Origin of the sequence: Pseudomonas rhodesiae (genome assembly GCF_007858255.1) — a bacterium.
Lineage (GTDB): Bacteria > Pseudomonadota > Gammaproteobacteria > Pseudomonadales > Pseudomonadaceae > Aquipseudomonas > Aquipseudomonas rhodesiae.
Map to the genome: position 1 here is coordinate 154,607 of NZ_VFEU01000001.1, position 24,717 is coordinate 179,323.

The 24,717-nt window shown below is 61.1% G+C and carries 25 protein-coding genes and 1 pseudogene; 13 read left to right on the plus strand and 13 right to left on the minus strand.

Going from position 1 to position 24,717, the window contains the following annotated elements:
* Positions 1-3 precede the first annotated feature (3 nt).
* The 10 genes from hutI to FIV35_RS00700 all read left to right on the plus strand — a co-directional run bounded on the left by hutI (position 4) and on the right by FIV35_RS00700 (position 12,116).
* Positions 4-1,209, plus strand: a complete 1,206-nt coding sequence (gene hutI, locus FIV35_RS00655; RefSeq protein ID WP_034136552.1) for an imidazolonepropionase — start codon at positions 4-6, stop codon at positions 1,207-1,209.
* Positions 1,210-1,220: 11 nt separating this feature from the next.
* Entirely contained in the window at positions 1,221-2,021 is an 801-nt protein-coding gene (gene hutG / locus FIV35_RS00660; protein WP_034136553.1) for an N-formylglutamate deformylase, read from the plus strand.
* A gap of 302 nt (positions 2,022-2,323) precedes the next feature.
* Positions 2,324-3,295: a prolyl aminopeptidase gene (gene pip / locus FIV35_RS00665; RefSeq protein WP_034095471.1), complete on the plus strand. Its 972-nt coding sequence runs from the start codon at positions 2,324-2,326 to the stop codon at positions 3,293-3,295.
* Positions 3,292-3,729 carry a D-aminoacyl-tRNA deacylase gene (gene dtd, locus FIV35_RS00670; protein ID WP_034095472.1) on the plus strand — a complete coding sequence of 146 codons (438 nt, stop codon included), beginning with the start codon at positions 3,292-3,294 and terminating at the stop codon, positions 3,727-3,729. The genes pip and dtd overlap by 4 nt, the downstream gene beginning before the upstream one ends.
* A 324-nt stretch (positions 3,730-4,053) precedes the next feature.
* Entirely contained in the window at positions 4,054-5,733 is a 1,680-nt protein-coding gene (locus tag FIV35_RS00675; protein ID WP_187696826.1) for a glucan biosynthesis protein G, read from the plus strand.
* On the plus strand, positions 5,726-8,296 hold the full coding sequence (gene mdoH / locus FIV35_RS00680; protein ID WP_034136554.1) for a glucans biosynthesis glucosyltransferase MdoH: 2,571 nt from the start codon (positions 5,726-5,728) through the stop codon (positions 8,294-8,296). The genes FIV35_RS00675 and mdoH overlap by 8 nt, the downstream gene beginning before the upstream one ends.
* A gap of 186 nt (positions 8,297-8,482) precedes the next feature.
* The gene (locus FIV35_RS00685) at positions 8,483-9,280 is read left to right on the plus strand and encodes a transporter substrate-binding domain-containing protein (protein WP_034136555.1); all 798 of its coding nucleotides are present in this window, start codon (positions 8,483-8,485) and stop codon (positions 9,278-9,280) included.
* A gap of 219 nt (positions 9,281-9,499) precedes the next feature.
* Positions 9,500-10,297 (plus strand): transporter substrate-binding domain-containing protein, encoded by a 798-nt coding sequence (locus FIV35_RS00690; RefSeq protein WP_034136556.1) that lies wholly within the window; start codon positions 9,500-9,502, stop codon positions 10,295-10,297.
* Positions 10,298-10,429: 132 nt separating this feature from the next.
* The gene (locus tag FIV35_RS00695) at positions 10,430-11,389 is read left to right on the plus strand and encodes an amino acid ABC transporter permease (RefSeq protein WP_034136557.1); all 960 of its coding nucleotides are present in this window, start codon (positions 10,430-10,432) and stop codon (positions 11,387-11,389) included.
* Entirely contained in the window at positions 11,382-12,116 is a 735-nt protein-coding gene (locus FIV35_RS00700) for an amino acid ABC transporter ATP-binding protein (RefSeq protein WP_034136558.1), read from the plus strand. Before FIV35_RS00695 ends, FIV35_RS00700 begins: the two co-directional genes overlap by 8 nt.
* 15 nt (positions 12,117-12,131) lie before the next feature.
* Here the strand turns inward: FIV35_RS00700 and FIV35_RS00705 are convergent, their stop codons facing one another.
* The 12 genes and pseudogenes from FIV35_RS00705 to ubiE all read right to left on the minus strand — a co-directional run bounded on the left by FIV35_RS00705 (position 12,132) and on the right by ubiE (position 22,197).
* Positions 12,132-14,039, minus strand: coding sequence for a methyl-accepting chemotaxis protein (locus tag FIV35_RS00705; protein ID WP_034136559.1), 1,908 nt, complete (start codon positions 14,037-14,039; stop codon positions 12,132-12,134).
* A 182-nt stretch (positions 14,040-14,221) separates the two neighbouring features.
* On the minus strand, positions 14,222-15,094 hold the full coding sequence (locus FIV35_RS30185) for a methyl-accepting chemotaxis protein (RefSeq protein ID WP_371918509.1): 873 nt from the start codon (positions 15,092-15,094) through the stop codon (positions 14,222-14,224).
* Positions 15,080-16,138, minus strand: a pseudogene (locus FIV35_RS30190) (methyl-accepting chemotaxis protein); the annotation flags it as partial. The gene FIV35_RS30185 and the pseudogene FIV35_RS30190, both read right to left, overlap by 15 nt.
* Before the next feature lie 89 nt (positions 16,139-16,227).
* On the minus strand, positions 16,228-16,935 hold the full coding sequence (locus FIV35_RS00715) for a 16S rRNA (uracil(1498)-N(3))-methyltransferase (protein ID WP_034136561.1): 708 nt from the start codon (positions 16,933-16,935) through the stop codon (positions 16,228-16,230).
* The gene (tatC, locus tag FIV35_RS00720) at positions 16,932-17,723 is read right to left on the minus strand and encodes a twin-arginine translocase subunit TatC (RefSeq protein ID WP_083377916.1); all 792 of its coding nucleotides are present in this window, start codon (positions 17,721-17,723) and stop codon (positions 16,932-16,934) included. The genes FIV35_RS00715 and tatC overlap by 4 nt, the downstream gene beginning before the upstream one ends.
* Positions 17,720-18,118, minus strand: a complete 399-nt coding sequence (gene tatB / locus FIV35_RS00725; RefSeq protein ID WP_034111411.1) for a Sec-independent protein translocase protein TatB — start codon at positions 18,116-18,118, stop codon at positions 17,720-17,722. The genes tatC and tatB overlap by 4 nt, the downstream gene beginning before the upstream one ends.
* 10 nt (positions 18,119-18,128) lie before the next feature.
* A complete protein-coding gene (locus tag FIV35_RS00730) occupies positions 18,129-18,407 on the minus strand; it encodes a twin-arginine translocase TatA/TatE family subunit (RefSeq protein ID WP_017738835.1) in 279 nt (92 codons plus the stop codon).
* 26 nt (positions 18,408-18,433) lie between these two features.
* Entirely contained in the window at positions 18,434-18,766 is a 333-nt protein-coding gene (locus FIV35_RS00735; protein ID WP_003209299.1) for a phosphoribosyl-ATP diphosphatase, read from the minus strand.
* Positions 18,767-18,768: 2 nt separating this feature from the next.
* Positions 18,769-19,161, minus strand: a complete 393-nt coding sequence (gene hisI, locus FIV35_RS00740; protein ID WP_034095483.1) for a phosphoribosyl-AMP cyclohydrolase — start codon at positions 19,159-19,161, stop codon at positions 18,769-18,771.
* Between the two features lie 41 nt (positions 19,162-19,202).
* Positions 19,203-20,807 (minus strand): ubiquinone biosynthesis regulatory protein kinase UbiB, encoded by a 1,605-nt coding sequence (gene ubiB / locus FIV35_RS00745; protein ID WP_034095484.1) that lies wholly within the window; start codon positions 20,805-20,807, stop codon positions 19,203-19,205.
* The gene (locus FIV35_RS00750; protein ID WP_034095485.1) at positions 20,804-21,427 is read right to left on the minus strand and encodes a ubiquinone biosynthesis accessory factor UbiJ; all 624 of its coding nucleotides are present in this window, start codon (positions 21,425-21,427) and stop codon (positions 20,804-20,806) included. The genes ubiB and FIV35_RS00750 overlap by 4 nt, the downstream gene beginning before the upstream one ends.
* Positions 21,427-22,197, minus strand: coding sequence for a bifunctional demethylmenaquinone methyltransferase/2-methoxy-6-polyprenyl-1,4-benzoquinol methylase UbiE (ubiE, locus tag FIV35_RS00755; protein ID WP_034095486.1), 771 nt, complete (start codon positions 22,195-22,197; stop codon positions 21,427-21,429). The genes FIV35_RS00750 and ubiE overlap by 1 nt, the downstream gene beginning before the upstream one ends.
* 158 nt (positions 22,198-22,355) lie before the next feature.
* On the opposite strand from ubiE, the gene FIV35_RS00760 reads away from it, so the two are divergent.
* From FIV35_RS00760 to FIV35_RS00770, 3 genes are all read left to right on the plus strand, one after another.
* Positions 22,356-22,631, plus strand: coding sequence for a polyhydroxyalkanoic acid system family protein (locus tag FIV35_RS00760; RefSeq protein WP_034136562.1), 276 nt, complete (start codon positions 22,356-22,358; stop codon positions 22,629-22,631).
* Positions 22,632-22,735: 104 nt separating this feature from the next.
* Positions 22,736-23,158 carry a phasin family protein gene (locus FIV35_RS00765; RefSeq protein WP_034136563.1) on the plus strand — a complete coding sequence of 141 codons (423 nt, stop codon included), beginning with the start codon at positions 22,736-22,738 and terminating at the stop codon, positions 23,156-23,158.
* Between the two features lie 12 nt (positions 23,159-23,170).
* Complete coding sequence (locus tag FIV35_RS00770; protein ID WP_034136564.1) at positions 23,171-24,100, plus strand: phasin family protein; 930 nt, start codon at positions 23,171-23,173, stop codon at positions 24,098-24,100.
* Positions 24,101-24,188: 88 nt separating this feature from the next.
* Here the strand turns inward: FIV35_RS00770 and FIV35_RS00775 are convergent, their stop codons facing one another.
* Positions 24,189-24,716 (minus strand): fimbrial protein, encoded by a 528-nt coding sequence (locus FIV35_RS00775; RefSeq protein WP_034136565.1) that lies wholly within the window; start codon positions 24,714-24,716, stop codon positions 24,189-24,191.
* Position 24,717: the final 1 nt, after the last annotated feature.

Below are 24,717 nucleotides of genomic sequence, written 5' to 3' on the forward strand. Positions count from 1 at the left end.
CGGATGAAAACCCTTTGGCAACACTGCCACGTCGCAACCATGGCCCAGGGCAAGTACTCGATCATCGAGGATGCGGCTATGGTCACCGCCGGTTCGCTGATCGAGTGGATCGGCCCGCGCAGCCAGGCGCCCAGCGCGGATTACGCCCAGGTCCACGACCTGCAAGGCGCGTGGGTGACCCCTGGGCTGATCGATTGCCATACCCACACGGTGTTCGGTGGCAATCGCAGCGGTGAGTTCGAGCAACGCCTTGAAGGCGTGAGCTATGCCAAGATCGCGGCGCAGGGCGGTGGGATTGCCAGCACCGTACGCGCCACCCGCGCCGCCAGTGAAGATGAACTGTTCGCCAGCGCCCATAAGCGCCTGCGCAGTTTGTTGCGTGACGGCGTGACCACGGTGGAAATCAAATCCGGCTATGGCCTCGATTTGGCCAGCGAGCGCAAATTGCTGCGGGTGATTCGCCGTCTCGGTGAGGCGCTGCCGGTCAGCGTGCGCGCCACTTGCCTGGCCGCCCATGCCTTGCCGCCGGAGTACAAGGACCGCGCCGACGACTACATTGAGCATATCTGCCAGGAGATGCTGCCGGCCCTGGCGGCCGAAGGCCTGGTGGATGCGGTGGATGCGTTTTGCGAATACCTGGCGTTTTCCCCGGCACAAGTGGCGCGAGTGTTTGACGTCGCGCAGCAACTCGGCCTGCCGGTGAAGCTGCACGCCGAACAGTTGTCCTCGTTGCACGGCTCCAGCTTGGCGGCGCGTTACCAAGCGTTGTCCGCCGATCACCTGGAGTTTATGACCGAAGAAGACGCCATCGCCATGGCCGCCGCCGGCACCGTCGCGGTACTGCTGCCGGGGGCGTTCTACTTTCTACGCGAAACCCAGTTGCCGCCTATGGAGGCCCTGCGCAAGCACGGTGTGAAAATCGCCATCGCCAGCGACCTCAACCCCGGCACCTCGCCGGCGCTGTCTGTGCGCCTGATGCTGAACATGGCCTGCACCTTGTTCCGCATGACCCCGGAAGAAGCCCTGGCCGGCGCCACTCAACATGCGGCCACCGCGCTGGGCATGGGCCACACCCACGGTTCGCTGGAAGTGGGCAAGGTCGCGGATTTTGTCGCCTGGCAGATCGATCGTCCGGCCGACCTGGCTTACTGGTTGGGCGGCGAACTGGATAAACGCGTCGTGCGCCATGGCGTCGATGCCAACGTTTAAGGAGTACCGTTGTGGATAACGTTCTGAACTTCAAGCAAGGCCGCACACCGCTGCTGATCAGCATGCCCCACGCCGGCCTGCGCCTCACACCTGCGGTAAAGGCCGGGCTGATCCCCGAGGCGCAGAGCCTGCCGGACACCGATTGGCATATCCCTTTGCTGTATGACTTTGCCGAGCAATTGGGTGCCAGCACCTTGTCGGCGGAGTATTCGCGGTTTGTCATCGATCTGAACCGACCGTCCGACGATACGCCGCTGTACGCCGGCGCCACCACCGGCCTGTACCCCAAAACCCTGTTCGATGGCGTGCCGTTATTTGTCGAAGGCCAGGAGCCGTCCGAGGAGGAACGGGCGACCTACCTGCAGAAAATCTGGGGCCCCTACCACCGCGCGCTGCAAGAAGAGTTGGCGCGGCTCAAGGCTGAGTTCGGCTATGCGCTGCTGTTCGATGCGCACTCGATTCGCTCGGTGATCCCGCATCTATTCGACGGCAAACTGCCGGACTTCAACCTCGGCACCTTCAACGGCGCGGCATGCGACCCGGAACTGGCCGGCCAGCTCGAAGCCATCTGCGCCAGGCATACGCAGTACACCCATGTGCTTAACGGGCGCTTCAAGGGCGGGCATATCACCCGGCATTACGGCAACCCGGCCGAGAATATCCACGCCGTGCAGCTGGAATTGTGCCAGAGCACCTATATGGAGGAGTTCGAACCGTTCAAGTACCGCGCGGACCTGGCTGAGCCGACGCGAGTGGTATTGAAGCAGTTGCTCGAAGGTTTGTTGGGCTGGGGACGCAAGCGCTACGGCTAGGGAGGATCTACAGCGCTGGCCTTGCTCTAAGCCAAATACAGTTCCAACTGGGGGAGGGGGCTTGCCCCCGATAGCCATAGGTATCCACATTAGTCTCAAAGGCTGAAATAAGTCTGTGGTGAGCGAGCCCGCTCACCACTGCCAAGCCCTCATCCCAAGCCTTGCCTACCTGGGGAGCGAAGGGCTGACACAGGTCTAAGCGCTCAAGGACATGCTCATTGCACAATTCGGGTTTATAGTGCCAGACGGCAGAATAATAGACGTCCCCCCAGGGATGAACCCGACCCCCTACGGAGCGCGCAATGCAGACTTGGTACCCGCAGATCAAACCCTACGCCCGGCACGATCTGGCCGTCGATGACACCCATACCCTGTATGTCGATGAAAGTGGCTCTCCCGAAGGCTTGCCCGTTGTATTCATCCATGGTGGCCCTGGCGCCGGTTGCGACGCCCAGAGCCGCTGCTATTTCGACCCCAACCTGTACCGCATCGTGACCTTCGACCAACGGGGTTGCGGTCGCTCCACACCACGCGCCAGCCTGGAAAACAACACCACCTGGGATCTGGTCGCCGACATGGAGCGCATCCGCGAGCACCTGGGCATCGATAAATGGGTGCTGTTCGGTGGCTCCTGGGGGTCGACCCTGGCCCTGGCCTATGCGCAAACCCATCCCGAGCGCGTGCATGGCCTGATCGTGCGCGGCATCTTCCTGGCCCGTCCGCAGGACATTCACTGGTTCTACCAGGAAGGCGCGAGTCGCTTGTTCCCGGATTACTGGCAGGACTACATCGCGCCGATCCCGGCCGATGAGCGTCATGACATGATCGCGGCCTATCACAAGCGCCTCACCGGTAACGACCAGATCGCCCAGATGCACGCGGCCAAGGCGTGGTCCGGATGGGAAGGGCGCATGCTCGGCTTGTGCCCGAGCCCGCAGCATGTGGAGCGGTTTTCCGAGCCGCAGCGGGCGTTGTCGATTGCGCGCATCGAGTGCCATTACTTCACCAACCACTCGTTCCTGGAACCCAACCAACTGATCCGCGATATGCACAAGATTGCGCACCTGCCTGGCGTAATCATCCATGGGCGCTACGATATGATCTGCCCGTTGGATAACGCTTGGGAGTTGCACCAGGCGTGGCCCAACAGCGAGCTGCAGGTGATCCGCGAGGCGGGGCATGCGGCGTCCGAGCCTGGCATCACCGACGCGCTGGTGCGCGCGACCGGCGAAATGGCCCGGCGTTTGCTCGACCTGCCGCCTGAAGAAGCATGAAGGGGCTGCTGCAACGGGTGCGTGGTGCCCGGGTCGAGGTAGCAGGTGAAATCGTAGGGGCCATCGATCAGGGGTTGCTGGTGCTGGTGGCTGTCGAGCCTTCAGATACCCCTGAGAGTGCCGACAAATTGCTGCACAAGTTGCTGAACTATCGGGTGTTCAGCGATGACGAAGGCAAGATGAACCTGTCGCTCAAGGACATTGACGGCGGTTTGCTGCTGGTCTCGCAATTCACCCTGGCGGCGGATACCAAGAGTGGCTTGCGGCCCAGCTTCTCCACGGCGGCCCCTCCGGCCCTGGGAGCGGCGCTTTTTGAGCACTTGCTGTTACAAGCGCAACAATTGCATGGCAGGGTGGCGTCGGGGCGTTTTGGCGCGGATATGCAGGTGCATTTGGTCAATGATGGCCCTGTGACCTTCCTCTTGCAGACGTGAATGTATTGAAAACGACTTTTAATGCTTAAAAACGCAGGATTTCGCTACAAATACTTCGTTGCCCCTGATGCGTTGTCTCGCGGGCTACTAGATAATCGCGCGCTACGGGGATCAGCGTTGTTTGGTCCATTTTTGACTTAGGTAGAGACTTGTCCGACAACCATTGGGGAATCATTTTGACCCAGGGGAGTCGGAACAATGCTCGCCAACCTGGCATATAGATAGCTGGCCGTTGGTTTTTTGATCTGTTTTCGGCGAGGGTTGCTCGTGATTGTTAGTCCCTGTAATGCACCAAAATTGTCTGCCAAACGGTTACGAAACGCACTGGTGACGGGCTCTGCCCTGTTTTGCCTGTTCGGCGCGGGTCAACTGTGGGCATTCAGTCTGGATGATGTGTCGGCCAAGGCAAAAGAGCTGGCCGGGCAGAAGTACGAAGCTCCGCGCAGCAATCTGCCAAACGAATTCCGCGAAATGAAGTTTGCGGACTATCAGAAAATTCGTTTCCGCAATGAAAAAGCCGAGTGGGCCGATCAGAACACCCCGTTCAAGCTGTCCTTCTATCACCAGGGTATGCACTTCGATACGCCGGTGAAAATCAACGAAGTCACCGCTGACAGCGTTCAGGAAATCAAATACGACCCGTCGCGTTTCGATTTCGGTGATGTGAAATTCGATCCTAAGGCCACCGAACAACTGGGTTATGCCGGTTTCCGTGTTCTGTTCCCGATCAATAAGAGCGACAAGCAAGACGAAATCATGACCATGCTCGGCGCCAGTTACTTCCGCGTCGTGGGCAAGGACCAGGTCTATGGCCTGTCCGCCCGTGGCATGGCGATCGACACTGCGCTGCCGTCCGGCGAAGAATTCCCGCGGTTCACCGAGTTCTGGATCGAGCGTCCGAAGCCGGGTGACAAGCACCTGGTGATCTTTGCCCTGCTGGATTCGCCGCGCGCGACCGGCGCCTATCGCCTGATCCTGCGTCCGGGCACCGACACTGTGGTCGACGTCAAATCCCAGATGTTCCTGCGCGACAAGGTCAGCAAACTCGGGGTGGCCCCGCTGACCAGCATGTTCCTGTTCGGCGCGAACCAGCCGTCCAAAGTGCTCAACTACCGTCGCGAACTGCACGACTCCAGCGGTCTGTCGATCCATGCCGGCAACGGCGAGTGGATCTGGCGTCCACTGAACAACCCTAAACACCTGTCGGTCAGCAATTTCAGCGTAGAGAACCCGCGCGGTTTCGGCCTGCTGCAACGTGGTCGCAACTTCAGCCACTACGAAGACCTGGACGACAACTACGACAAGCGCCCAAGCGCCTGGATCGAACCTGAAGGCGACTGGGGCAAGGGCTCCGTGGACCTGGTCGAGATCCCGACCGCCGACGAGACCAACGACAACATCGTTGCGTTCTGGAGCCCGGAAAAACTGCCGGAAGTCGGTCAGCCGCTGGACGTAGCCTACCGCCTGCACTGGACTCTGGACGACGCCGCGTTCCATTCGCCGGACAGCGCCTGGGTCAAGCAGACCCTGCGTTCCACCGGTGACGTCAAGCAATCCAACCTGATCCGTCAGCCGGATGGCAGCGTCGCTTACCTGGTGGACTTCGAAGGCCCGTCCCTGAAGAAACTGCTGCCGGATGCCCCTGTGCGCAGCCAGGTGAGCGTGGGTGACAACGCTGAACTGGTTGAAAACAGCGTGCGTTACAACGAGCACACCAAAGGCTGGCGCCTGACCCTGCGCATGAAGATCAAGGACCCGAGCAAACCGACCGAAATGCGTGCCGCCCTGGTGCAGGACGTTGCTCAGCCAGAGCCTGAGCATGTGTCGACCCAGGTCCTCAAGGCCGACAAGGTATTGGCCAAGCAACACGAGAAACAGGCCAAGAAAGACGCCAAAGACAAGGAAGCCAAGCAGCCAGAAGCTGCCCCAGCCACACCGGAGCCGATCAAGACCGAACAGGTCCTGACCGAAACCTGGAGCTATCAGTTGCCTGCCGATGAGTAATTCTCAAGTCCAGCCAGAGACTCTGTCCGAGTATCTGGCGCATCTCCCGATGACTGCAGAGCAGCGCGCCGAACTGGCGGGCTGCTCCTCCTTCGCCGAATTGCATCAACGCCTGTCGTCCGCGACCTTCGACGAACCGGTCGACGCCGCTCAAGCGTCGGTGGGTCGCCGGTTGACCCTCAGCACGGCCGAAGAGCTGCAAGACGCCGAAATGCTTGCGGTCGATGCTGCCGGTCGCGTCTGCCTCAAAGCCACGCCGCCGATCCATCGCACCCGGGTGGTGCCGGAGCCGTGGCGCACCAATATTCTGGTGCGCGGCTGGCGCCGCCTCACCGGGCGCAGCAACCCGCCCAAACCGCCGAAGGATGAACGGGTATTGCCGGCCGCGCGCTGGCGCACCGTCGGTTCGATCCGTCGCTATATCCTGCTGGTGCTGATGCTCGGCCAGACCATCGTGGCCGGCTGGTACATGAAAGGCATCATGCCGTACCAGGGCTGGTCGCTGGTGGACTTCGACGAAATCCGCAATCAGACCCTGCTGCAGACCGCCACCCAGGTGCTGCCTTACGCCCTGCAAACCAGCATCCTGATCATGTTCGGGATTTTGTTCTGCTGGGTGTCGGCCGGTTTCTGGACAGCGCTGATGGGCTTCCTGGAGTTGCTCACTGGCCACGATAAATACCGGATCTCCGGTAAAAGTGCCGGCAACGAGCCGATCCCGAAAGACGCCCGCACCGCGCTGGTGATGCCGATCTGTAACGAAGACGTGCCCCGGGTATTCGCCGGCCTGCGCGCCACGTTCGAATCGGTGGCCGCGACCGGTGACCTGGACCGCTTCGACTTTTTCGTGCTCAGCGACAGTAACGACGCCGACATCTGCATCGCCGAGCAGCAGGCCTGGCTCGACGTGTGCCGCGAAGCCGGTGGCTTCGGCAAGATCTTCTATCGCCGTCGCCGTCGTCGCGTCAAACGTAAAAGCGGCAACCTCGACGACTTCTGCCGTCGTTGGGGCGGTGACTACAAATACATGGTGGTCCTCGACGCCGACAGCGTGATGAGCGGCGAATGCCTGACCAGCCTGGTGCGCCTGATGGAAGCCACGCCGGATGCCGGGATTATCCAGACCGCGCCGCGTGCGTCGGGCATGGACACCCTGTATGCGCGCATGCAGCAGTTCGCCACTCGTGTATATGGCCCGCTGTTCACCGCTGGCCTGCACTTCTGGCAGCTGGGTGAATCCCACTATTGGGGTCACAACGCAATCATCCGCATGAAGCCGTTTATCGAGCACTGCGCCCTGGCGCCGTTGCCGGGTAAAGGCGCGTTCGCTGGTTCCATCCTGTCCCACGACTTCGTAGAAGCGGCGCTGATGCGTCGGGCCGGCTGGGGCGTGTGGATTGCCTACGACCTGCCGGGCAGCTATGAAGAACTGCCGCCGAACCTGTTGGACGAACTCAAGCGTGACCGTCGCTGGTGCCACGGCAACCTGATGAACTTCCGTCTGTTCCTGGTTAAAGGCATGCACCCGGTGCACCGTGCGGTGTTCCTGACCGGCGTGATGTCCTACCTGTCGGCGCCGTTGTGGTTCCTGTTTCTGGTGCTGTCCACCGCGTTGCTGGCGGTGAACACCCTGATGGAGCCGCAGTACTTCATGGCGCCGCGCCAGTTGTACCCGCTGTGGCCGCAGTGGCATCCGGACAAGGCGGTGGCGTTGTTCTCCACCACTATCGTGCTGCTGTTCCTGCCTAAATTGCTGAGCATCATCCTGATCTGGGCCAAAGGCGCGAAGGAGTTCGGCGGCAAGTTCAAGGTCACGATGTCCATGCTGCTGGAAATGCTGTTTTCCATGCTGCTGGCGCCGGTGCGGATGATTTTCCACACCCGTTTTGTGCTTGCCGCGTTCCTCGGCTGGGCCGCGACCTGGAATTCGCCAAAGCGTGATGACGACTCCACCACCTGGGGCGAAGCGTTCAAGCGCCATGGCACGCAAACCTTGCTGGGCTTCTTGTGGGCCTTGCTGGTGGTGTGGTTGAACCCAAGCTTCCTGTGGTGGCTGGTGCCGATTGTCGGGTCGCTGATGTTGTCGATCCCGGTGTCGGTGATCTCCAGTCGGGTGAACCTGGGCCTCAAGTCCCGTGACGAGAGCCTGTTCCTGATCCCCGAGGAATACAATCCGCCCCAGGCGCTGGTGTCGACCGACAAGTACACCCACGAAAATCGCTGGCACGCCCTGCACGACGGCTTCGTGCGCTCGGTGGTCGACCCGCAGCAGAACGCCCTGGCCTGTGCCTTGGCGACGTCGCGTCACGGTCAGGCCGAGCCGATCGAGTACCTGCGTGCCGAACGCGTGCGCCATGCGCTGAAAGTCGGCCCCGCCGGCCTCAACAATGCCGATCGTGTGGCCTTGCTCAGTGATCCAGTGGCCCTGGCCCGCCTGCACGAGCTGGTCTGGAGTGAAGGGCACGCCGAATGGCTTGCCGCTTGGCGTGAGTCGATCAAGGCTGACCCGCACGCGCCGTTGCTGCCTCTGCAACCGCTGTCGTCCCAGGCCCAACCGGCCTGATTCAAACACCCCCGAGGGCTTACCTCGGGGGTGTTTCAAGCGCTTTTCCTACAACGATTTCTTTCCCTCCAAAAGCTAGCTAACTCCTTGTAATTTCGAAACAAAATACCCCTGCCAAGGACGTATTGGCGTGCCCGTGGCTGGGGTAGGATCGCGCCCCAATTCGTTTCGGCCACAGGGGGATTCATGATCAAAAGGTATTGTGCGGCGTTGCTGCTGAGCGCCGTCGCCTGGCTTCAACAAGACGTGCAGGCAGGCGCCATTGACGATGCTGTACGGCGTGGTGTGCTGAAAGTGGGCACCACTCCCACCTATGTGCCCTTCGAAATGACCGATAAGCAGGGGCGTATCGTCGGCTTTGAAATCGACCTGCTCACGGTCATGAGCCAAGCCATGGGCGTGGAGCTTGAACTGGTCTCGGTGCCTTACACCGAGTTGGTACCGGGGTTGCTGGCCAGAAAGTTCGACATGATCGGCAGTGGCATGACCGTCACCCAGGAGCGCAACCTGAAGCTCAACTTCAGCGACTCCTTCATTGTGGTAGGCCAAACCGTGTTGCTGCATCCCAGCCTGGTCGGCAAGGTCACCAGTGTTGAAGACCTGGATGATCCCCATTACCGCATCGCCACCACCGAAGGCACCACCGGCGAAGCCGCGGCGCGGCGCTTTCTGGGGGCGGCGCGATTGAGCCGTTTCGCCACCCCGGAGGAGGGTGTGCGCCACGTGGTGGATGGCAAGGCCGATGCGTTTATCCACGATGCGCCCTATAACCTGATCGCCCTGAGCCGTGCGGAAAACAGTGCTTTGTTCTTGCTGGAGCAGCCGTTCACCTTCGAACCGCTGGCCTTTGGTTTGAAGAAAGGCGACTTCGACAGCCTCAACTGGATCAATCATTTCTTGAATCAGGTCGCCCAGGACGGCACCTACGATCGCCTGCATGACAAGTGGTTCAAGGACACCGACTGGCTTACGGAAATCGACTGAAAGTCATAACTGCTTACATAACAATTATTTGCCGTTGCCCCCTGCGCGCGTGTCTACCCTCTGTGCTCGAACATCCCGTTGTGGGCCTTTTCCGACATACGCAATAACAATTACCCGTGAAACCTTTGTGACCGGCAGTGAGTGGGTTAGGATCGCACCCCGAAATGGCGCAGCCCTTTTGTGCGCCGACCTTATAAGAATCGTTCAGGGGACTTGATGATGAAAAAGTATCTTTCGATGCTGCTGCTAGGCGTCACCGCACTGGTCGCGGCCACTGCGGCCCAGGCCGGCGCCATCGACGATGCGGTCAAACGCGGCACGCTGAAAGTTGGGATGGACCCGACTTACATGCCGTTCGAAATGACGGACAAGCGCGGCGAAATCATCGGTTTCGAAGTCGACATCCTCAAGGCCATGGCCAAGTCCATGGGCGTCAAGCTGGAGCTGGTCTCCACCGGCTATGACGGCATCATCCCGGCCTTCTTGACCGGCAAGTTCGACATGATCGGCAGCGGCATGACCCTGACCCAGGAACGCAACCTGCGCCTGAACTTCAGCGAACCGTTCATCGTGGTCGGCCAGACCCTGCTGATCCGCAAGGACTTGGAAGGCACCATCAAGTCCTACAAAGACCTGAACGACGAGAGATACCGCCTGACTTCCAAGCTCGGCACCACCGGTGAAATGGTCGCCAAGAAGCTGATCTCCAAGGCCAAGTACCACGGCTACGACAACGAGCAGGAAGGTGTACTGGACGTGGTCAACGGCAAGGCCGATGCCTTTGTGTATGACGCGCCGTACAACGTGGTGGCCGAGAAGAAAGTCGGCAACGGCAAACTGGTGTTCCTGGACGAACCGTTCACCTTCGAGCCCCTGGCGTTCGGTTTGAAGAAAGGCGACTACGACAGCATTAACTTCATCAACAACTTCCTGCACCAGATCAAGAACGACGGCACCTACGATCGCATCCATGACAAGTGGTTCAAGAGCTCCGAGTGGCTCAAGGACATGGAATAAGGTCCGACTGAACACCGCGTAGCGCCCATCGCGGGCAAGACTGCCACATTTGACTGTTGGAACTCGGTCAAGTGTGGGAGTGGGCTTGCCCACGATGGCGGCCTACCAGGCAACACACATCCGGAAAGATCAATGAAACAGAAAAAAGCCCAATGGCCCTGGCACCTGCTGACGGTGGTCGTGCTGGTTGGCTTGGCCGGCGCCTTGTATTACGCCACCTCGCTGATGTCCTACGAATGGCGTTGGAACCGCGTACCGCAGTACTTCGCCTATCAGGCGGAAACTGCCCAGCGCGCGGCGGATATCTCCACCGTCGTTGAGCTGGCACGCAATGGCGACACAGCCGAAGTCACCTTGCGCAATGACGCGGGCGTCGAGCAAAAGCTCACCGTCGCCGACAACAGCTTGCAAGTGGCCCGCGGCGATGATGTGGCCGAGGGCGATGTGGTCGGTGTGACCCGGCACTGGGCGTTGGGCCCGTTGATGTGGGGGCTGTGGACCACGTTGTGGCTGTCGGTGGTGTCCGGCATCCTGGGCCTGGTGATCGGTCTGGCGACCGGCCTGTGTCGCTTGTCCAGCAACCCGACCCTGCGCGACCTGTCGACGATCTATGTCGAATTGGTGCGCGGCACGCCGCTGCTGGTGCAGATCTTCATTTTCTATTTCTTTATCGGCACGGTGCTCAACCTGTCCCGCGAATTTGCCGGGATCGCCGCGCTGTCGCTGTTTACCGGCGCCTATGTGGCGGAAATCGTGCGCGCCGGTGTGCAGTCGATCACCCGTGGCCAGAACGAGGCCGCGCGATCCCTGGGCCTGAGTGCCAGCCAGTCGATGCGTCACGTCGTGTTGCCCCAGGCGTTCAAGCGCGTGTTGCCGCCGCTGGCCGGGCAATTTATCAGCCTGGTCAAGGACACCTCGCTGGTTTCGGTGATCGCCATCACCGAACTGCTCAAGAGCGGCCGCGAAGTGATCACCACCTCGTTCTCACCGTTCGAAATCCTGTTCTGCGTCGCAGGCCTGTACCTGCTGATCAACCTGCCGCTGTCGAAAATGGCCAGCCGGCTTGAGCGGAGGCTCGCGCAAAGTGATTGAAGTCCGCGATCTGGTAAAAGTCTTCGATACCCGTGGGCAGGTCGTCCGCGCGGTGGATAACGTCACCACCCAGGTGGCCAAGGGCGAAGTGCTGGTGGTGATCGGCCCGTCCGGTTCCGGCAAGTCCACCTTCCTGCGCTGCCTCAATGGACTGGAAGAATTCGACTCGGGCTCGGTGAGCATCGACGGCCTGCAACTGGCCGATCCGAAAACCGACGTGAACGCCTATCGCCGCGAAGTCGGCATGGTGTTCCAGCACTTCAACCTGTTCCCCCATATGACCGTGCTGGAAAACCTGTGCCTGGCGCAGAAAGTCGTGCGCAAGCGCGGTAAGCAGGAGCGTGAGGCCAAGGCTTTGGCGCTGCTGGAAAAGGTCGGTATCGCGCAAAAGGCCAACGAGTTTCCATCCCGCTTGTCCGGCGGTCAGCAACAGCGGGTAGCCATCGCCCGGGCCTTGGCGATGGACCCTAAAGTGATGCTGTTCGACGAGCCCACCTCGGCCCTCGACCCGGAAATGGTCGGTGAAGTGCTCGATGTGATGAAGACCCTGGCCCTGGAAGGCATGACCATGGTCTGCGTCACCCACGAAATGGGCTTTGCCCGCGAAGTGGCCGACCGTGTGCTGTTCTTCGATCACGGCAAGTTGCTGGAAGACGCGGCCCCCGCCGCGTTCTTCGAGGCCCCCAAGGATCCGCGCGCCCAAGCCTTCCTGCGCCAGGTGCTGTAACCGGCCGGGGCGCGTTCAGACCTTGAACCGCCCCACACATGCCTGCAGATCCGTGCCCAACCGGGCCAGCTCAGTGCTCGCCGCGGCCGTTTGCTCACTGGCGGTGGCGGTCTGTTCCGACACGTCCCGCACCTTCAACACGCTGCGATTGATCTCTTCGGCTACCGCGCTCTGCTCCTCGGCCGCCGCGGCAATCTGTGGGTTCATTTCCTGAATCACTCCCACCGTGCGTGCGATCTCCATCAAGGCCTCGCCGGCGTTGCGGGTCAGGCCGACGCTTTGGTCGGTCAGCGTACGGCTGTTGTCCATAATGTCGGCCACCTGTTGCGTGCCGCTGTGCAGACCGCCGATCAGTTCCTCGATTTCCTCGGCGGACTGCTGGGTGCGTTGGGCGAGGCTGCGCACTTCATCGGCGACCACCGCAAAGCCTTGGCCGGCCTCCCCAGCACGGGCCGCTTCGATGGCGGCGTTGAGGGCCAACAGGTTGGTCTGCTGCGACACCGACTTGATCACTTCCAGTACGCTGCCGATCTTCTGGCTCTCCCGTTGCAGCCCCAACATGGCCTGGCTTGAGCGCGCCATTTCATGGGCCAGATGCTCGATCTGCGCCACGGCATCCGTCACCACTCGGTCGCCCAGCTCGGTTTGCTGGTTGGCCTGCTTGGCGGCGATCGACGCCTGTTCAGCATGCCGCGCCACTTCCTGGGCGGTGGCCAGCATTTCGTTCATGGCGGTGGCGACCTGTTCGGTTTCGTCGCGTTGATTGTTGACTCCCGAACGGGTCTGTTCGGTGACCGTGGACAGCTCCTCGGCGGCGCTGGCGATCTGCCTGGCGTTGTCGCTGATGTTGCCGATCAGGGCGCGCAGGTTGAGCGTCATTTGCGTCATGCTGCACTGCAATTGGCCCAATTCGTCCCGGCGTCGGGTCTGGACATCATGGCTCAGGTCGCCGTCGGCAATGCGATTGGCCACCGCCAGGGCTTTGCGCAATGGCTTGACGATCTGCCCGGCGATAACCCACGCGGCCAAGGCGCCGAAGATCAGCGCGGCGGCCGTGGTCGCCAAGGTCTGGGTGCGTGCGTGATCGGCGGCGAGGTCGCGTCGTTGGGTCTGGTCCTGGCTCAACAGGTCGCTCTGCGCGAGCAGTTGATCCAGCTGTTGCTCCAACTGGGCTTGCGCGGTCTCGGTGCTCAGTTGCGCCTCCTTGAGGCGGGTGAGATGGGTGCGGATGCTTTGCACGGCGTTGGTCAGCGCGCTGTTATCCACCGGCAGCTTCGCCACGGCGGCTAGGGTCAGTTCCAGGCTGCGCTCCGCGTCGCTGACGGCCTGGGCGTAGGCCTCCAGCGAATCGGCGGCCCAGGCCGCGCTCTGGGCGCTGTCTTCGGCGTGCCCAATGGCCTGGCGAAGATTCTCGATAGCATCCAGGGCCTTTTCATCCTCCTGATCCGGCAGGTCGCTGGCCAATTGCGCCAGTACATCGCCGATGCGCACGGTGCTTTGTTTTAGTTGCTCGCGGGCGTTTTCCCGTTTCTCCACGCGGGCGGGTATGTCCTTGAGGGTCGTTTTGAACGCATCGGTCAGACGCGTCATCTCCTGCAAATACTGAATGGACTGGGCGACTTTGAGGCGGTTGGAGAGTTCTGCCAGCGCGGCCTCGACTTTTTCCATGCCGTGGCTTAATCGATCGAGGCTTTTGGCATCGTCCAGCGTGCGGTAAACGATCCGATCGGAGCGCAGTTCTTCGCCGGCCACGGCCAATTGCGCGAGCACGGTGAGGGTTTGCGAGCGGTAAAGGGATGCGGCCAGGGCCTGCCAGCCGGTCACGGCGATGACCAGGCTCAGGGCCAGTACCAGGGCGAAGCCCAGGGCCAGTTTGAGGGTGACGCTGGCGTCGCCCAATAGGTGAGTCATTCGACGAAGCATGGTTAACCTCCGACAAGTGAACGAGGGACGTTCGTCAACGTATCGGCGCACCACGGGCGCGCTAACGCGGTGAACTGAGTTCAACGCTAGTTCTGTTGTCGGTGGGGGGAGCCTGAAAAACTCGTAGGAAATTTCACAGGCTGACAACGGCGACCCGAGGCAGGTCGCCGTGACACAGGGGGTCAGACGCGGAAGCGGCCGACCAGGGCTTGCAGGTGGGTGCCCAGGCGCGCGAGTTCGGTGCTCGACGTGGCGGTCTCTTCGCTGGCGGCGGCGGTCTGTTCCGAGATGTCGCGCACGTTCAGCACGCTGCGGTTGATCTCTTCGGCCACGGCGCTCTGCTGCTCGGCGGCGGTGGCGATCTGGGAGTTCATCGCCTGGATCGTCGATACGGTACGGGTGATGCTGGCCAGGGCACTGCCGGCGCGGCGGGTCAGTTCGACACTGCTGTCGGTGAGGCCGCGGCTGTTGTCCATGATGGCCGCCACCTGCTGAGTGCCGGTTTGCAGGCCGGCAATCAGCTCTTCGATCTCTTCGGTGGACTTCTGGGTGCGCTGCGCCAGGCTGCGCACTTCATCGGCCACCACGGCGAACCCGCGCCCGGCTTCACCGGCCCGTGCCGCTTCAATCGCGGCGTTGAGTGCCAACAGGTTGGTTTGCTGGGCCACGGACTTGATCACGTCGAGCACGCTGCCGATCTTGTCGCTTTCGCGCTTGAGATCGCCCATGGCCTCGGTGGAGTTGCCGACCTCGGTGGCCAAGCGTTCGATCTGGGCAATCGCCTCGCCCACCACCTTGTCGCCCTCACGGGCCTGCTGGTCGGCGGCCACGGCGGCTTCGGAGGCTTCCTCAGCATTGCGCGCCACTTCCTGCACGGTGGCGGCCATTTCGTTCATGGCGGTGGCCACCTGATCGGTCTCGACCTTCTGGCTGTTGACCCCGGCACTGGTCTGTTCGGTCACGGCGGACAGCTGTTCGGCGGCGCTGGCGATCTGGGTCACGCCATCGCTGATACCGCCGATCAACTCACGCAGGCCCACGGTCATGCTTTGCATGGCCCGTTGCAGTTGGCCCAGTTCGTCCTGGCGCAGCGAGGTCAGGTTGTGGCTCAAGTCGCCCGAGGCGACGCGCTCCGCGACTTTGAGGGTCTGCTCCAGCGGGAGGATGATCTGGCGGGTGATGGCCCATGCGGCCACGAGGCCGAAGATCAGTGCCAGGATGGTCGCGAGCAGCAACAGGTTTTTTGCGTGGGCGGCGTCGGTGTCGCGCACGACGGTCTGAGACATGGTCAGATTTTTGCTGCGGTCCAACAGGATATCGCCTTGGGCGCCCATGATTTTCAGGGCGGCAGCGCTAGCCAATTGGGAGTCTCGGAATTGGCTGACCGCTGCACGGTAGGCTTGCAACGATGCGCTGGCCTGTTCCAGATTGTTCGAAAATTGATCGCCAATCTGGCCGTTGAGGCTGGCAATTTTCTTGAGGGCGTTATCAATGGCATCCAACGCGGGCTGTTCGGCTTCGACTTTGCCGCTGTAGGTGTAGCCACGAACCTGGAAGCGGGCCTGCTGAATCAGCTTGCTCAGTTCGACGATGCTGTTGAACTGGCTGACGCTGTCGCCTTGCAATAGAGCCTTTTCAACTTCAGCGACCTTAGCCACCGCGTTGTCGGCGGTATCGCCCAGCTTGCTACGGGCGTTCTCTCGGTTGGCACCGGCTTGCGCCATGGCCTCGAAGGCGCGTTTGTAGGTTTCGACCGCTGCCAGTTGGTCTTCGATCAAGGCGATATCGGCGGGTTGTTCGATCAGTGTGCGCGCGGTTTTAAGGCCGCTGTCCAGTTGCCCCAGCAGCCCGCTGACGGCGGTGGTTCCCTGTTCGCCGCGACGCATTTCATAGTCCAGGCGCGCAATGCGCAAGTCCTTGGTCAAGTCATTGAGGCTGGCGATATAACCCAGTTTGTCCCCTCGGCTGATTACCCCGGACAGCCCGGTCCAGCCAGTGAGCATGATCAATAGGGTCAGCAGCAGCACCAGGCCAAAGCCTACCGCCAGCTTGGTTTTGACACTGACATTCCCCAGTTTTTCGGCTAACCAACGATACATGCTGCAAACTCCCCTGGAACAAGGCTTGGACTTATCCAAGCCTTATCGGCTGCCTAGGGCGTTTCTGTAGGAATCAGCAGTTGGGGGCGTCAGAACAGGCGGGCAAGGAGAGCCGTCACGGCCGTTTCAACGCGCAGGATACGTGCACCGAGTTGCACCGGTTGCAAGCCGGCCTTGGTCAGCAATTCCACCTCGTAGGGGATCCAGCCGCCTTCCGGTCCAATCGCCAGGGTGACCGGTTCATCCAAGCCGCGCGGGCAGGCTGGGTAATTCCCCGGATGGCCGATCAGGCCTAACGTGCCCTCGGTCATGGCCGGTAGACGGTCCTCGACGAACGGCTTGAAGCGCTTTTCGATGATGAACTCGGGCAGCACCGTGTCGCGGGCTTGCTCCAGGCCCAGGATCAGTTGCTCACGGATCGCCTCGGGCTCCAGGAACGGGGTCTGCCAGAAACTTTTCTCTACCCGGTAGCTATTGACCAGCACCACCTTGGGCACACCCATGGCCGCCACGGTTTGCAGCACTCGGCGCAGCATCTTCGGGCGTGGCAGGGCCAGCAACAGGGTCAGGGGCAGTTTGGCCGGCGGCGGCAGGTCGAAGCTGACCTGTAACTCGGCCTCGGCGGCTTCAAGGCGCAGCAGGTGCGCGTTGCCCATCAGCCCACCGATGCGGCCGACGCGCAGGTTGTCGCCCACCGCTGCGCGGTGGACGTCCTGCATATGCACCAGGCGTCGATCCCGCAGGATAACTCGGTCGGCCGCGATAAAGTCGGCGTCTTCCAGCAGCAGCAGGTTCACGGCTGGGTCACTGGCGGCTGGTCGTCGTCGGCGGGTTGGTCATCCGGGTGGTCGCTGCGCTTGCTGATCAGGCCACTGAACAGGATGCCGATCTCGAACAGCATCCACATCGGCACGGCCAGCAGGGTCTGGGAGAAGATGTCCGGCGGGGTCAGGATCATGCCGACCACGAAGCAGCCGATGATCACGTACGGGCGGATCTTCTTCAGGTACTGCACATTGACCACGCCGATCCATACCAGTAGCACCACCGCCACCGGGATCTCGAAGGCCACGCCAAAGGCGAAGAACAGCGTCATCACGAAGTCGAGGTAGCTGGTGATGTCGGTCATCATCTCCACGCCGGCGGGCGTGGCGGCGGCGAAGAATTTGAAGATCAGCGGGAACACCAGGAAGTAGGCGAAGGCCATGCCGGTGTAGAACAGCAGGATGCTCGACACCAGCAACGGCACCGCGATGCGTTTCTCATGCTTGTACAGGCCCGGAGCGATAAAGCCCCAGATCTGATGCAGGATCACCGGGATCGCCAGGAACAGCGAGACCATCATCGTCAACTTCAACGGCGTCAGGAACGGCGAGGACACATCGGTGGCGATCATCGTTGCGCCGGCCGGCAGGTACTGGCGCAATGGCGTGGAGACGAACGTGTAGATCTGCTGGGTAAAGGCGAACAACCCGGCAAAGATGATGAAGATCGCCGCTACGCAACGCAGCAGGCGGGTACGCAGCTCGGTGAGGTGCGAGACCAGCGGCATGTGCTGGTCGTTTTCCGGTTTATCAGCGCTCATGGGGCTCGCGGCGGCAATGTAGGGTCATGGGGAGCGGGCGACGCGGTGGGCGCCGGTACTGGCTCTGGCGGGGTTGGAGCGGTGTCGGCGGCTGGGGCTGGTGCAATGCTGTGTTCAGCCACCGGCTCCACCGGTTTGGCCGGCTCTTGCACGGGCGACAGGATCTTGCGCGCCTCTTGCTCCAACGACAGGATGTGTTCGTTGTGCAGTTGCCGGCGGATCTCGTCCGCGCCGATTTCCCGTTCAACTTCCTGTTTGATGGCGTTGAAACTGCGTTTCAGGCGCCCGATCCACAGCCCGGCCGTGCGTGCGGCACCGGGCAGGCGTTCCGGCCCCAGCACCAACAGGGCCACGAGGCCGACGAGCAGCAGTTCAGAGAAGCTGATACCAAACATTAGTCAGTGCTCACGAGTCTTTGCGGGTCGGCTCTTCGACTTTTTCAGCCTGCACGTCGAAGGTGCGACGCTCGGTGATCGGCTGGGCGGCCTGGGGGTGCACAGGCTGGGCTGGTGGCACCGGATTGGCCGCAGGGTCGGCGGGCTTTTCGTCGTCGTTCATGGCTTTGCGAAAGCCCTTGATCGACTCGCCCACGTCGGTGCCGAGGTTTTTCAGTTTCTTGGTGCCGAACACCAGCACCACCACCACCAGAATGACGATCCAGTGTTTCCAGTCAAAAATGCCCATGCTGCAAATCCTCTAATCAACGTTATTCAAGCGGACGGGCGCGAGGCCTTTTCGGCGTGCCCGGACAGGCCGAAGCGACGGTCCAGTTCATCCAGCACGGCCTGCGGATGCTGCCCCAGTTGGGCGAGCATGACCAGGCTGTGGAACCACAGGTCGGCGGTCTCGTAGATCACATCGCTGCAGTCGCCACTGATCTGGGCATCCTTGGCGGCAATGATGGTCTCGACCGATTCTTCGCCGAGCTTCTCCAGGATCTTGTTCAAGCCCTTGTGGTACAGGCTGGCGACGTAGGAGCTGTCGGCGTCCGCACCTTTGCGGTCCTCCAGCACCTGGGCCACACGGTTCAGGGTATCGCTCATGTTCAGTGTCCTGCGGAGTAAATGGCGTGCGGGTCTTTAAGCACCGGTTCGACCACTTTCCATTCGCCGTCCTCGAACACGCGATAGAAGCAGCTGTGACGGCCGGTGTGGCAGGCAATGCCGCCGATCTGCTCGACTTTCAGGATGATGACATCCCCATCGCAATCCAGACGCAGCTCGTGCAGGGTCTGCACATGCCCGGACTCTTCGCCCTTGCGCCACAGTTTGCCACGCGAACGTGACCAGTAGATGGCGCGCTGCTCAGCGGCGGTGAGGCTCAGGGCCTCGCGGTTCATCCAGGCCATCATCAGCACGCGCCCGGTCTTGTAGTCCTGAGCAATGGCTGGCACAAGGCCGTCACTGTCCCATTTGATTTCGTCCAGCCAGTCTTTCATGTTCGGCTCCGGCAATTTGCAACAGTGTATAACTGGATCGGCTATCGCCGCACAATCAGATAAACACCCACGGCGACCATGATCCCGGCCGGCCAATGGCCCAATTGGTTCAGCGGCCCGCCGATCGCCAGCATCACGCCACCCACCAGATGCGCCGCGCCCAATAAGCGCAGGAACCAGTCGTCCTTGCGTTTTTGCCACGGTGGCGCGGGGTCTTTGGCGTGGGGTTGGGACATGCGCTCAAGCAGGTCACGGGTCATATTGGCCAGGTGCGGCAGCTGTTCGAACTGGCTGTGCAGGTTGCCCAGCATGGTCTTTGGACTCATGCGCTCGCGCATCCAACGTTCCAGGAACGGCTGCGCGGTGTTCCACAAGTCGAGGTCCGGGTACAGCTGGCGGCCCAGGCCTTCGATGTTGAGCAGGGTTTTTTGCAGCAGGACCAACTGCGGCTGCACTTCCATATTGAAGCGCCGCGCGGTCTGGAACAGGCGCATCAGTACCTGGCCAAATGAAATATCTTTTAATGGTTTTTCAAAGATCGGCTCGCACACGGTACGGATTGCCGCTTCGAACTCATTGAGCTTGGTCTCCGCCGGCACCCAGCCCGAATCGATGTGCAATTGCGCCACGCGGCGGTAGTCGCGCTTGAAGAAGGCGAACAGATTGCGCGCCAGGTAATCCTGGTCTTCCGGAGTGAGGCTGCCGACGATGCCGCAGTCGATTGCGATGTACTGCGGGCTCCACGGGTTGACGGTGCTGACGAAGATATTGCCCGGGTGCATGTCGGCGTGGAAAAAACTGTCGCGGAACACCTGGGTGAAGAAGATCTCCACCCCGCGTTCGGCGAGCATCTTCATGTCGGTGCGCTGGTCGGCCAGGGTGGCCAGGTCGGTGACCTGCACGCCATAGATGCGCTCCATCACCAGCACTTTAGGGCGGCACCAGTCCCAATACACTTGCGGCACATACAGCAGTTGCGAGCCTTCAAAGTTGCGCCGCAATTGGCTGGCGTTGGCCGCTTCGCGCAGCAGATCGAGTTCGTCGTAGATGGTTTTTTCGTAGTCGGCGACCACGTCCACCGGGTGCAGCAAGCGTGCATCGGCGCTGAAACGCTCGGCGGCGCGGGCGAGGATAAACAGCCATGCCAGGTCCTGGCCGATGATCGGCTTGAGGCCCGGGCGAATCACCTTCACCACCACTTCTTCGCCGGTCTTGAGTTGCGCGGCGTGCACTTGCGCCACGGAGGCCGAGGCCAGGGGCTCGACGTCAAAGCGCCTGAACACCTCGCTGATCTTTTTGCCCAGTTGCTCTTCGATCAGCGCCATCGACTGTTGCGAATCGAAGGGCGGCACGCGGTCCTGCAACAGCATCAGTTCGTCGGCGATGTCTTCGGGCAGCAGGTCGCGGCGGGTTGAGAGAATTTGCCCGAACTTGATGAAGATCGGCCCCAGGTCCTGCAATGCCAGGCGCAGGCGCGCACCACGGCTGAGCTCCAGCCGTTTGCGGGGCAGCCAGCGCCACGGCAGTACATAGCGCACCGCCAGCAGGAACCATGGCAAGGGCAGGGCGAACAGCAGGTCATCGAGACGGTAGCGGATTACGACGCGCTGGATACGGAACAAACGGCGGACGGCGAGCAGCTTCATGCGTTATCGCTTGGATCAAGGGAACGGCTCAGGCGCTCGAAGCGCGCCTCAAGACGTTCCAGGTCGAGTTTGGCCTTGTCGAGTTCGCGAAAGCGCGCTTGCGCTTCCCGTTGCCCGACCAGAGTGCGCGATTCTTCGCTCAGGTATTCGGCGAGGTTCTGGTTAAGGCTGGCGAATCCCTGCTGGTACCAGCGCGTGCGGCTGCGCACGTGACCGCTGATCAACTGGGTGGCGACGGGGCCGATCCAGCGCGAGAGCTCGTATTCCCAGTCCAGTTCCAGATCCTGCAGCACGGCGGCCAGGTCCATCAGCACCGCGCTGTCGCCTTCCAGCTCAACTTCGGTGCTGTGCAGGATGGCGGTCTTGTTGCGGCTCAGCGCCAGGTGCAGCAGGCTCGATGCCGGCGCACGCAGGGTGCAGTCGGCGTCGGCGGCCCACTGGGTCGCCAGCATCAGGCCTTCATCGCTGGGCAGGATAAACAGCTGCAAGGCGGGGCTGCGGCAGTCGACGGCGATAACGTTGCCGTTCAGGTGTGCGAGCCGCGCCAGGGCAGTGCTGTCCAGGCGCAGCACACGGTTGAGACCGTGCTCGACGCTGGCGAGAAGACCTTGCAGCAGCATCAGGGCTTGATGCCACGGTGCAGGGCGACGATGCCCGAGGTCATGTTGTGGTAGGTCACACGGTCAAAACCGGCTTCCACCATCATCGACTTCAGGGTTTCCTGGTCGGGGTGCATGCGGATCGATTCGGCCAGGTAGCGGTAGCTCTCGGCGTCATTGGTGATCAGCTTGCCCATCAGCGGCATGAAGGCAAAGGAGTAGGTGTCGTAGACCTTGGACATCAGCGCGTTGGTCGGCTTGGAGAACTCCAGCACCAACAGGCGGCCACCCGGTTTGAGTACGCGCAGCATCGAGCGGATCGCGTCTTCTTTATGGGTCACGTTGCGCAGGCCGAAGGCGATGGTCACGCAGTCGAAATGGTTGTCGGGGAACGGCAGCTTTTCAGCGTCGGCCTGGACGAACTCGATATTGCCGGCCACTCCTTTGTCGAGCAGACGGTCACGGCCGACCTTGAGCATCGAACCGTTGATGTCCGCCAGCACCACCTGGCCAGTCGGGCCGACGAGCTTGGAGAACTTGGCGGCCAGGTCGCCCGTGCCGCCGGCGATGTCCAGCACGCGATTGCCGGGGCGTACGCCCGACAATTCGATGGTGAAGCGCTTCCACAAGCGGTGCATGCCGCCGGAAAGCACATCGTTCATCAGGTCGTACTTGGCGGCTACGGAGTGGAACACCTCAGCGACTTTTTCCGCTTTCTGGCTTTCCGGGACGTTCTTGAAGCCGAAGTGAGTGGTGGGTTCGGCATCGCTGCCTTTGCGCTGATCAGTCATATCGCTGTCACCAAAAGAGAATGCGGCACATGATAATCCCCAAGGCTTGCTTTGTCTTGGCAAGGCTGCAGGTAAGATAGAGGGGCGCCGAGACGTTTTGCCGCATTCACGTTGTGCAAGTCTCTATTTTTCAAGTCTCTGCAAGAGGAATCATCGCAATGGCCCGTATCACCGTTGAGCGTGCACATTCCCTGGGTAAAGAAGGCGCACGGGCAAAGGCCGACAAGTTGGCGAGCAAACTCAAGGAACAATATGGCCTGGAATCGTCGTGGTCTGGCGATACCTTGAACCTCAAGCGTTCCGGGGTTAAAGGCACCGTACTTGTGGCTGACGACTCGCTGCGTATCGATGTGGAACTGGGCCTGCTGATGTCGGCCATGAGCGGCACCCTCAAGTCCGAAATCGAAAAAGCCTTGGACAAAGCCTTGGCCTGACTACTTAGGGTTAGGGTGCCGATTCTAATTTTTCCTCCTACTTTGTGCCCAAGCCCACAACTCCTGCGGGCCGTTCCTCCCCCCTATTTTGTGTGAGGTGCACCATGGCCAACGTTATCCTGAAGAAAAAAATCGACACTCAAACCCGCGCCCTGAGCGATGTTAAATCCTACGCGCGCAAGATCTGGCTGGCGGGCCTGGGGGCCTATGCGAAGGTCGGCAGTGAGGGCAGCGAGTATTTCAAAGAGCTGGTTAAGAGCGGTCAACATATTGAAAGTAAAGGCAAAAAAGTTGCCGTTGAACAACTTGATGCCGCCAACAGTCAGATTGACCAAGTAAAGAGTAATGTCACTGCGGTCAAAGGTCGGGTAGAAGTTCAGCTGGATAAAGTTGAAAAAGCTTTTGATACTCGCGTTGCAAGTGCCTTGAATCGAATCGGCATTGCGTCTAAACATGACGTGGAGACACTCTCTGCTAAGCTCGAAGAGCTGACGGCATTGCTCGAACGTGTCGCGCGTAAACATTAAGGAGACAACGGGATGGCTGTTAAAAAGAATACTCAGAAAGAAGGCAGCTCGTGGATCGGGGAAGTTGAAAAATACTCCCGTAAGATCTGGCTTGCTGGTTTAGGCGTGTACTCGAAGGTCAGCAGTGATGGCGGCAAATACTTCGAGACCTTGGTTAAAGACGGCGAAAAAGCCGAGAAGTTGACCAAGACCACCGTTGGCAAGAAAGTCGATGCGGCCAAGGCCAGCGCAGGTTCGGCCAAGGCAAGCATTTCCGATACCTGGGGCAAGTTGGAAGAGACCTTCGACAAGCGCCTCAACAGTGCCATTTCGCGCTTGGGCGTGCCCAGCAAAGCGGAGCTGAAGGCGCTGCACGGCAAGGTCGACACGCTGACCAAGCAAATCGAGAAACTCACCGGCGCTAAAGTGGCACCCGTGAAAACCGCCGCCGCCAAACCTGCGGCCAAAACCGCAGCGGCTAAACCGGCCGCAAAAACTGCCGCCAAGCCATTGGTGAAAGCCGCCGCCAAACCTGCAGCGAAAACCGCGGCCAAGGCGCCGGCTAAGGCGGCGGCCAAGCCAGCGGCCAAAACCGCAGCAGCCAAGCCGGCTGCAAAAGCGGCCGCTAAACCGGTCGCTGCCAAAGCGGCTGCCAAGCCTGCGACCAAAGCCGCCGCCAAGCCTGCAGCCAAACCAGCAGCTAAGGCTGCGGCGAAACCGGCCGCCAAGCCTGCGGCGAAAACCGCAGCGGCCAAGCCCGCCGCCAAACCTGCTGCCAAGCCCGCCGCAGCGAAGAAGCCCGCCGCCGCCAAAAAACCTACGGCCGCCAAACCGGCAGCGGCAACCAAACCTGCAGCTCCCGCATCAACCGCCTCTACTGCCAACTCGGTCTCCGCGCCGACGCCAGCTGCCACTACCCCGACTGCAACGCCGGCTACCCCGACGCCTTCCAGTCAGTCCTGATTTTTCCGGGACATCCAAAAATACCCGGCCTGCGAAGGTCGGGTTTTTTTGTACCCGCTGATTTTTACCGGCAACAACGCCAGCGCCATCAGTTGTAAGTGATCGAAACGGTAACGGCGCTGGCCAGACTGCCGTGGGTGAGGGGTTCCCCGGTTTTGTGGTACGCCGCCGTCAGCGGCATCACTGCTTTATTGCCGGCAGTTGCGATGCTACGGCTGCGCTGGTCCACGGTGCCGTTGGCGGGGATGGTATACGCGGGGGAGCCGCGATGTATGAGCTGCAGGGCTGTTCCCCCCGAGGTCCCGGTATTGGAAAACAGTTGGGCGTTACCCGTTGAAGGGGTGCCGGAGAACAGAAAAACCACAGTGTTGATATCCGACTCGCAGTCGGCGGAAATCTCGAAATCAAACGCGCCCGTACTGGCCGCCGCATCGAAGTCCGAGACCTTGATGGTGGGCAAGGTAATGGTGCGGTTCTCATCGCCGGCCGCCAGGTTGCAGGTGCCGGCGTTGATCTGGCCGACAAAAGTCAAAGTTCCCGTGGTGGCGGCCTGAACCCCATGGCTGGCCACGCCCACAGTGATTGCCAGCCAAACCGCTGGCGCGCGGGTGTTCATC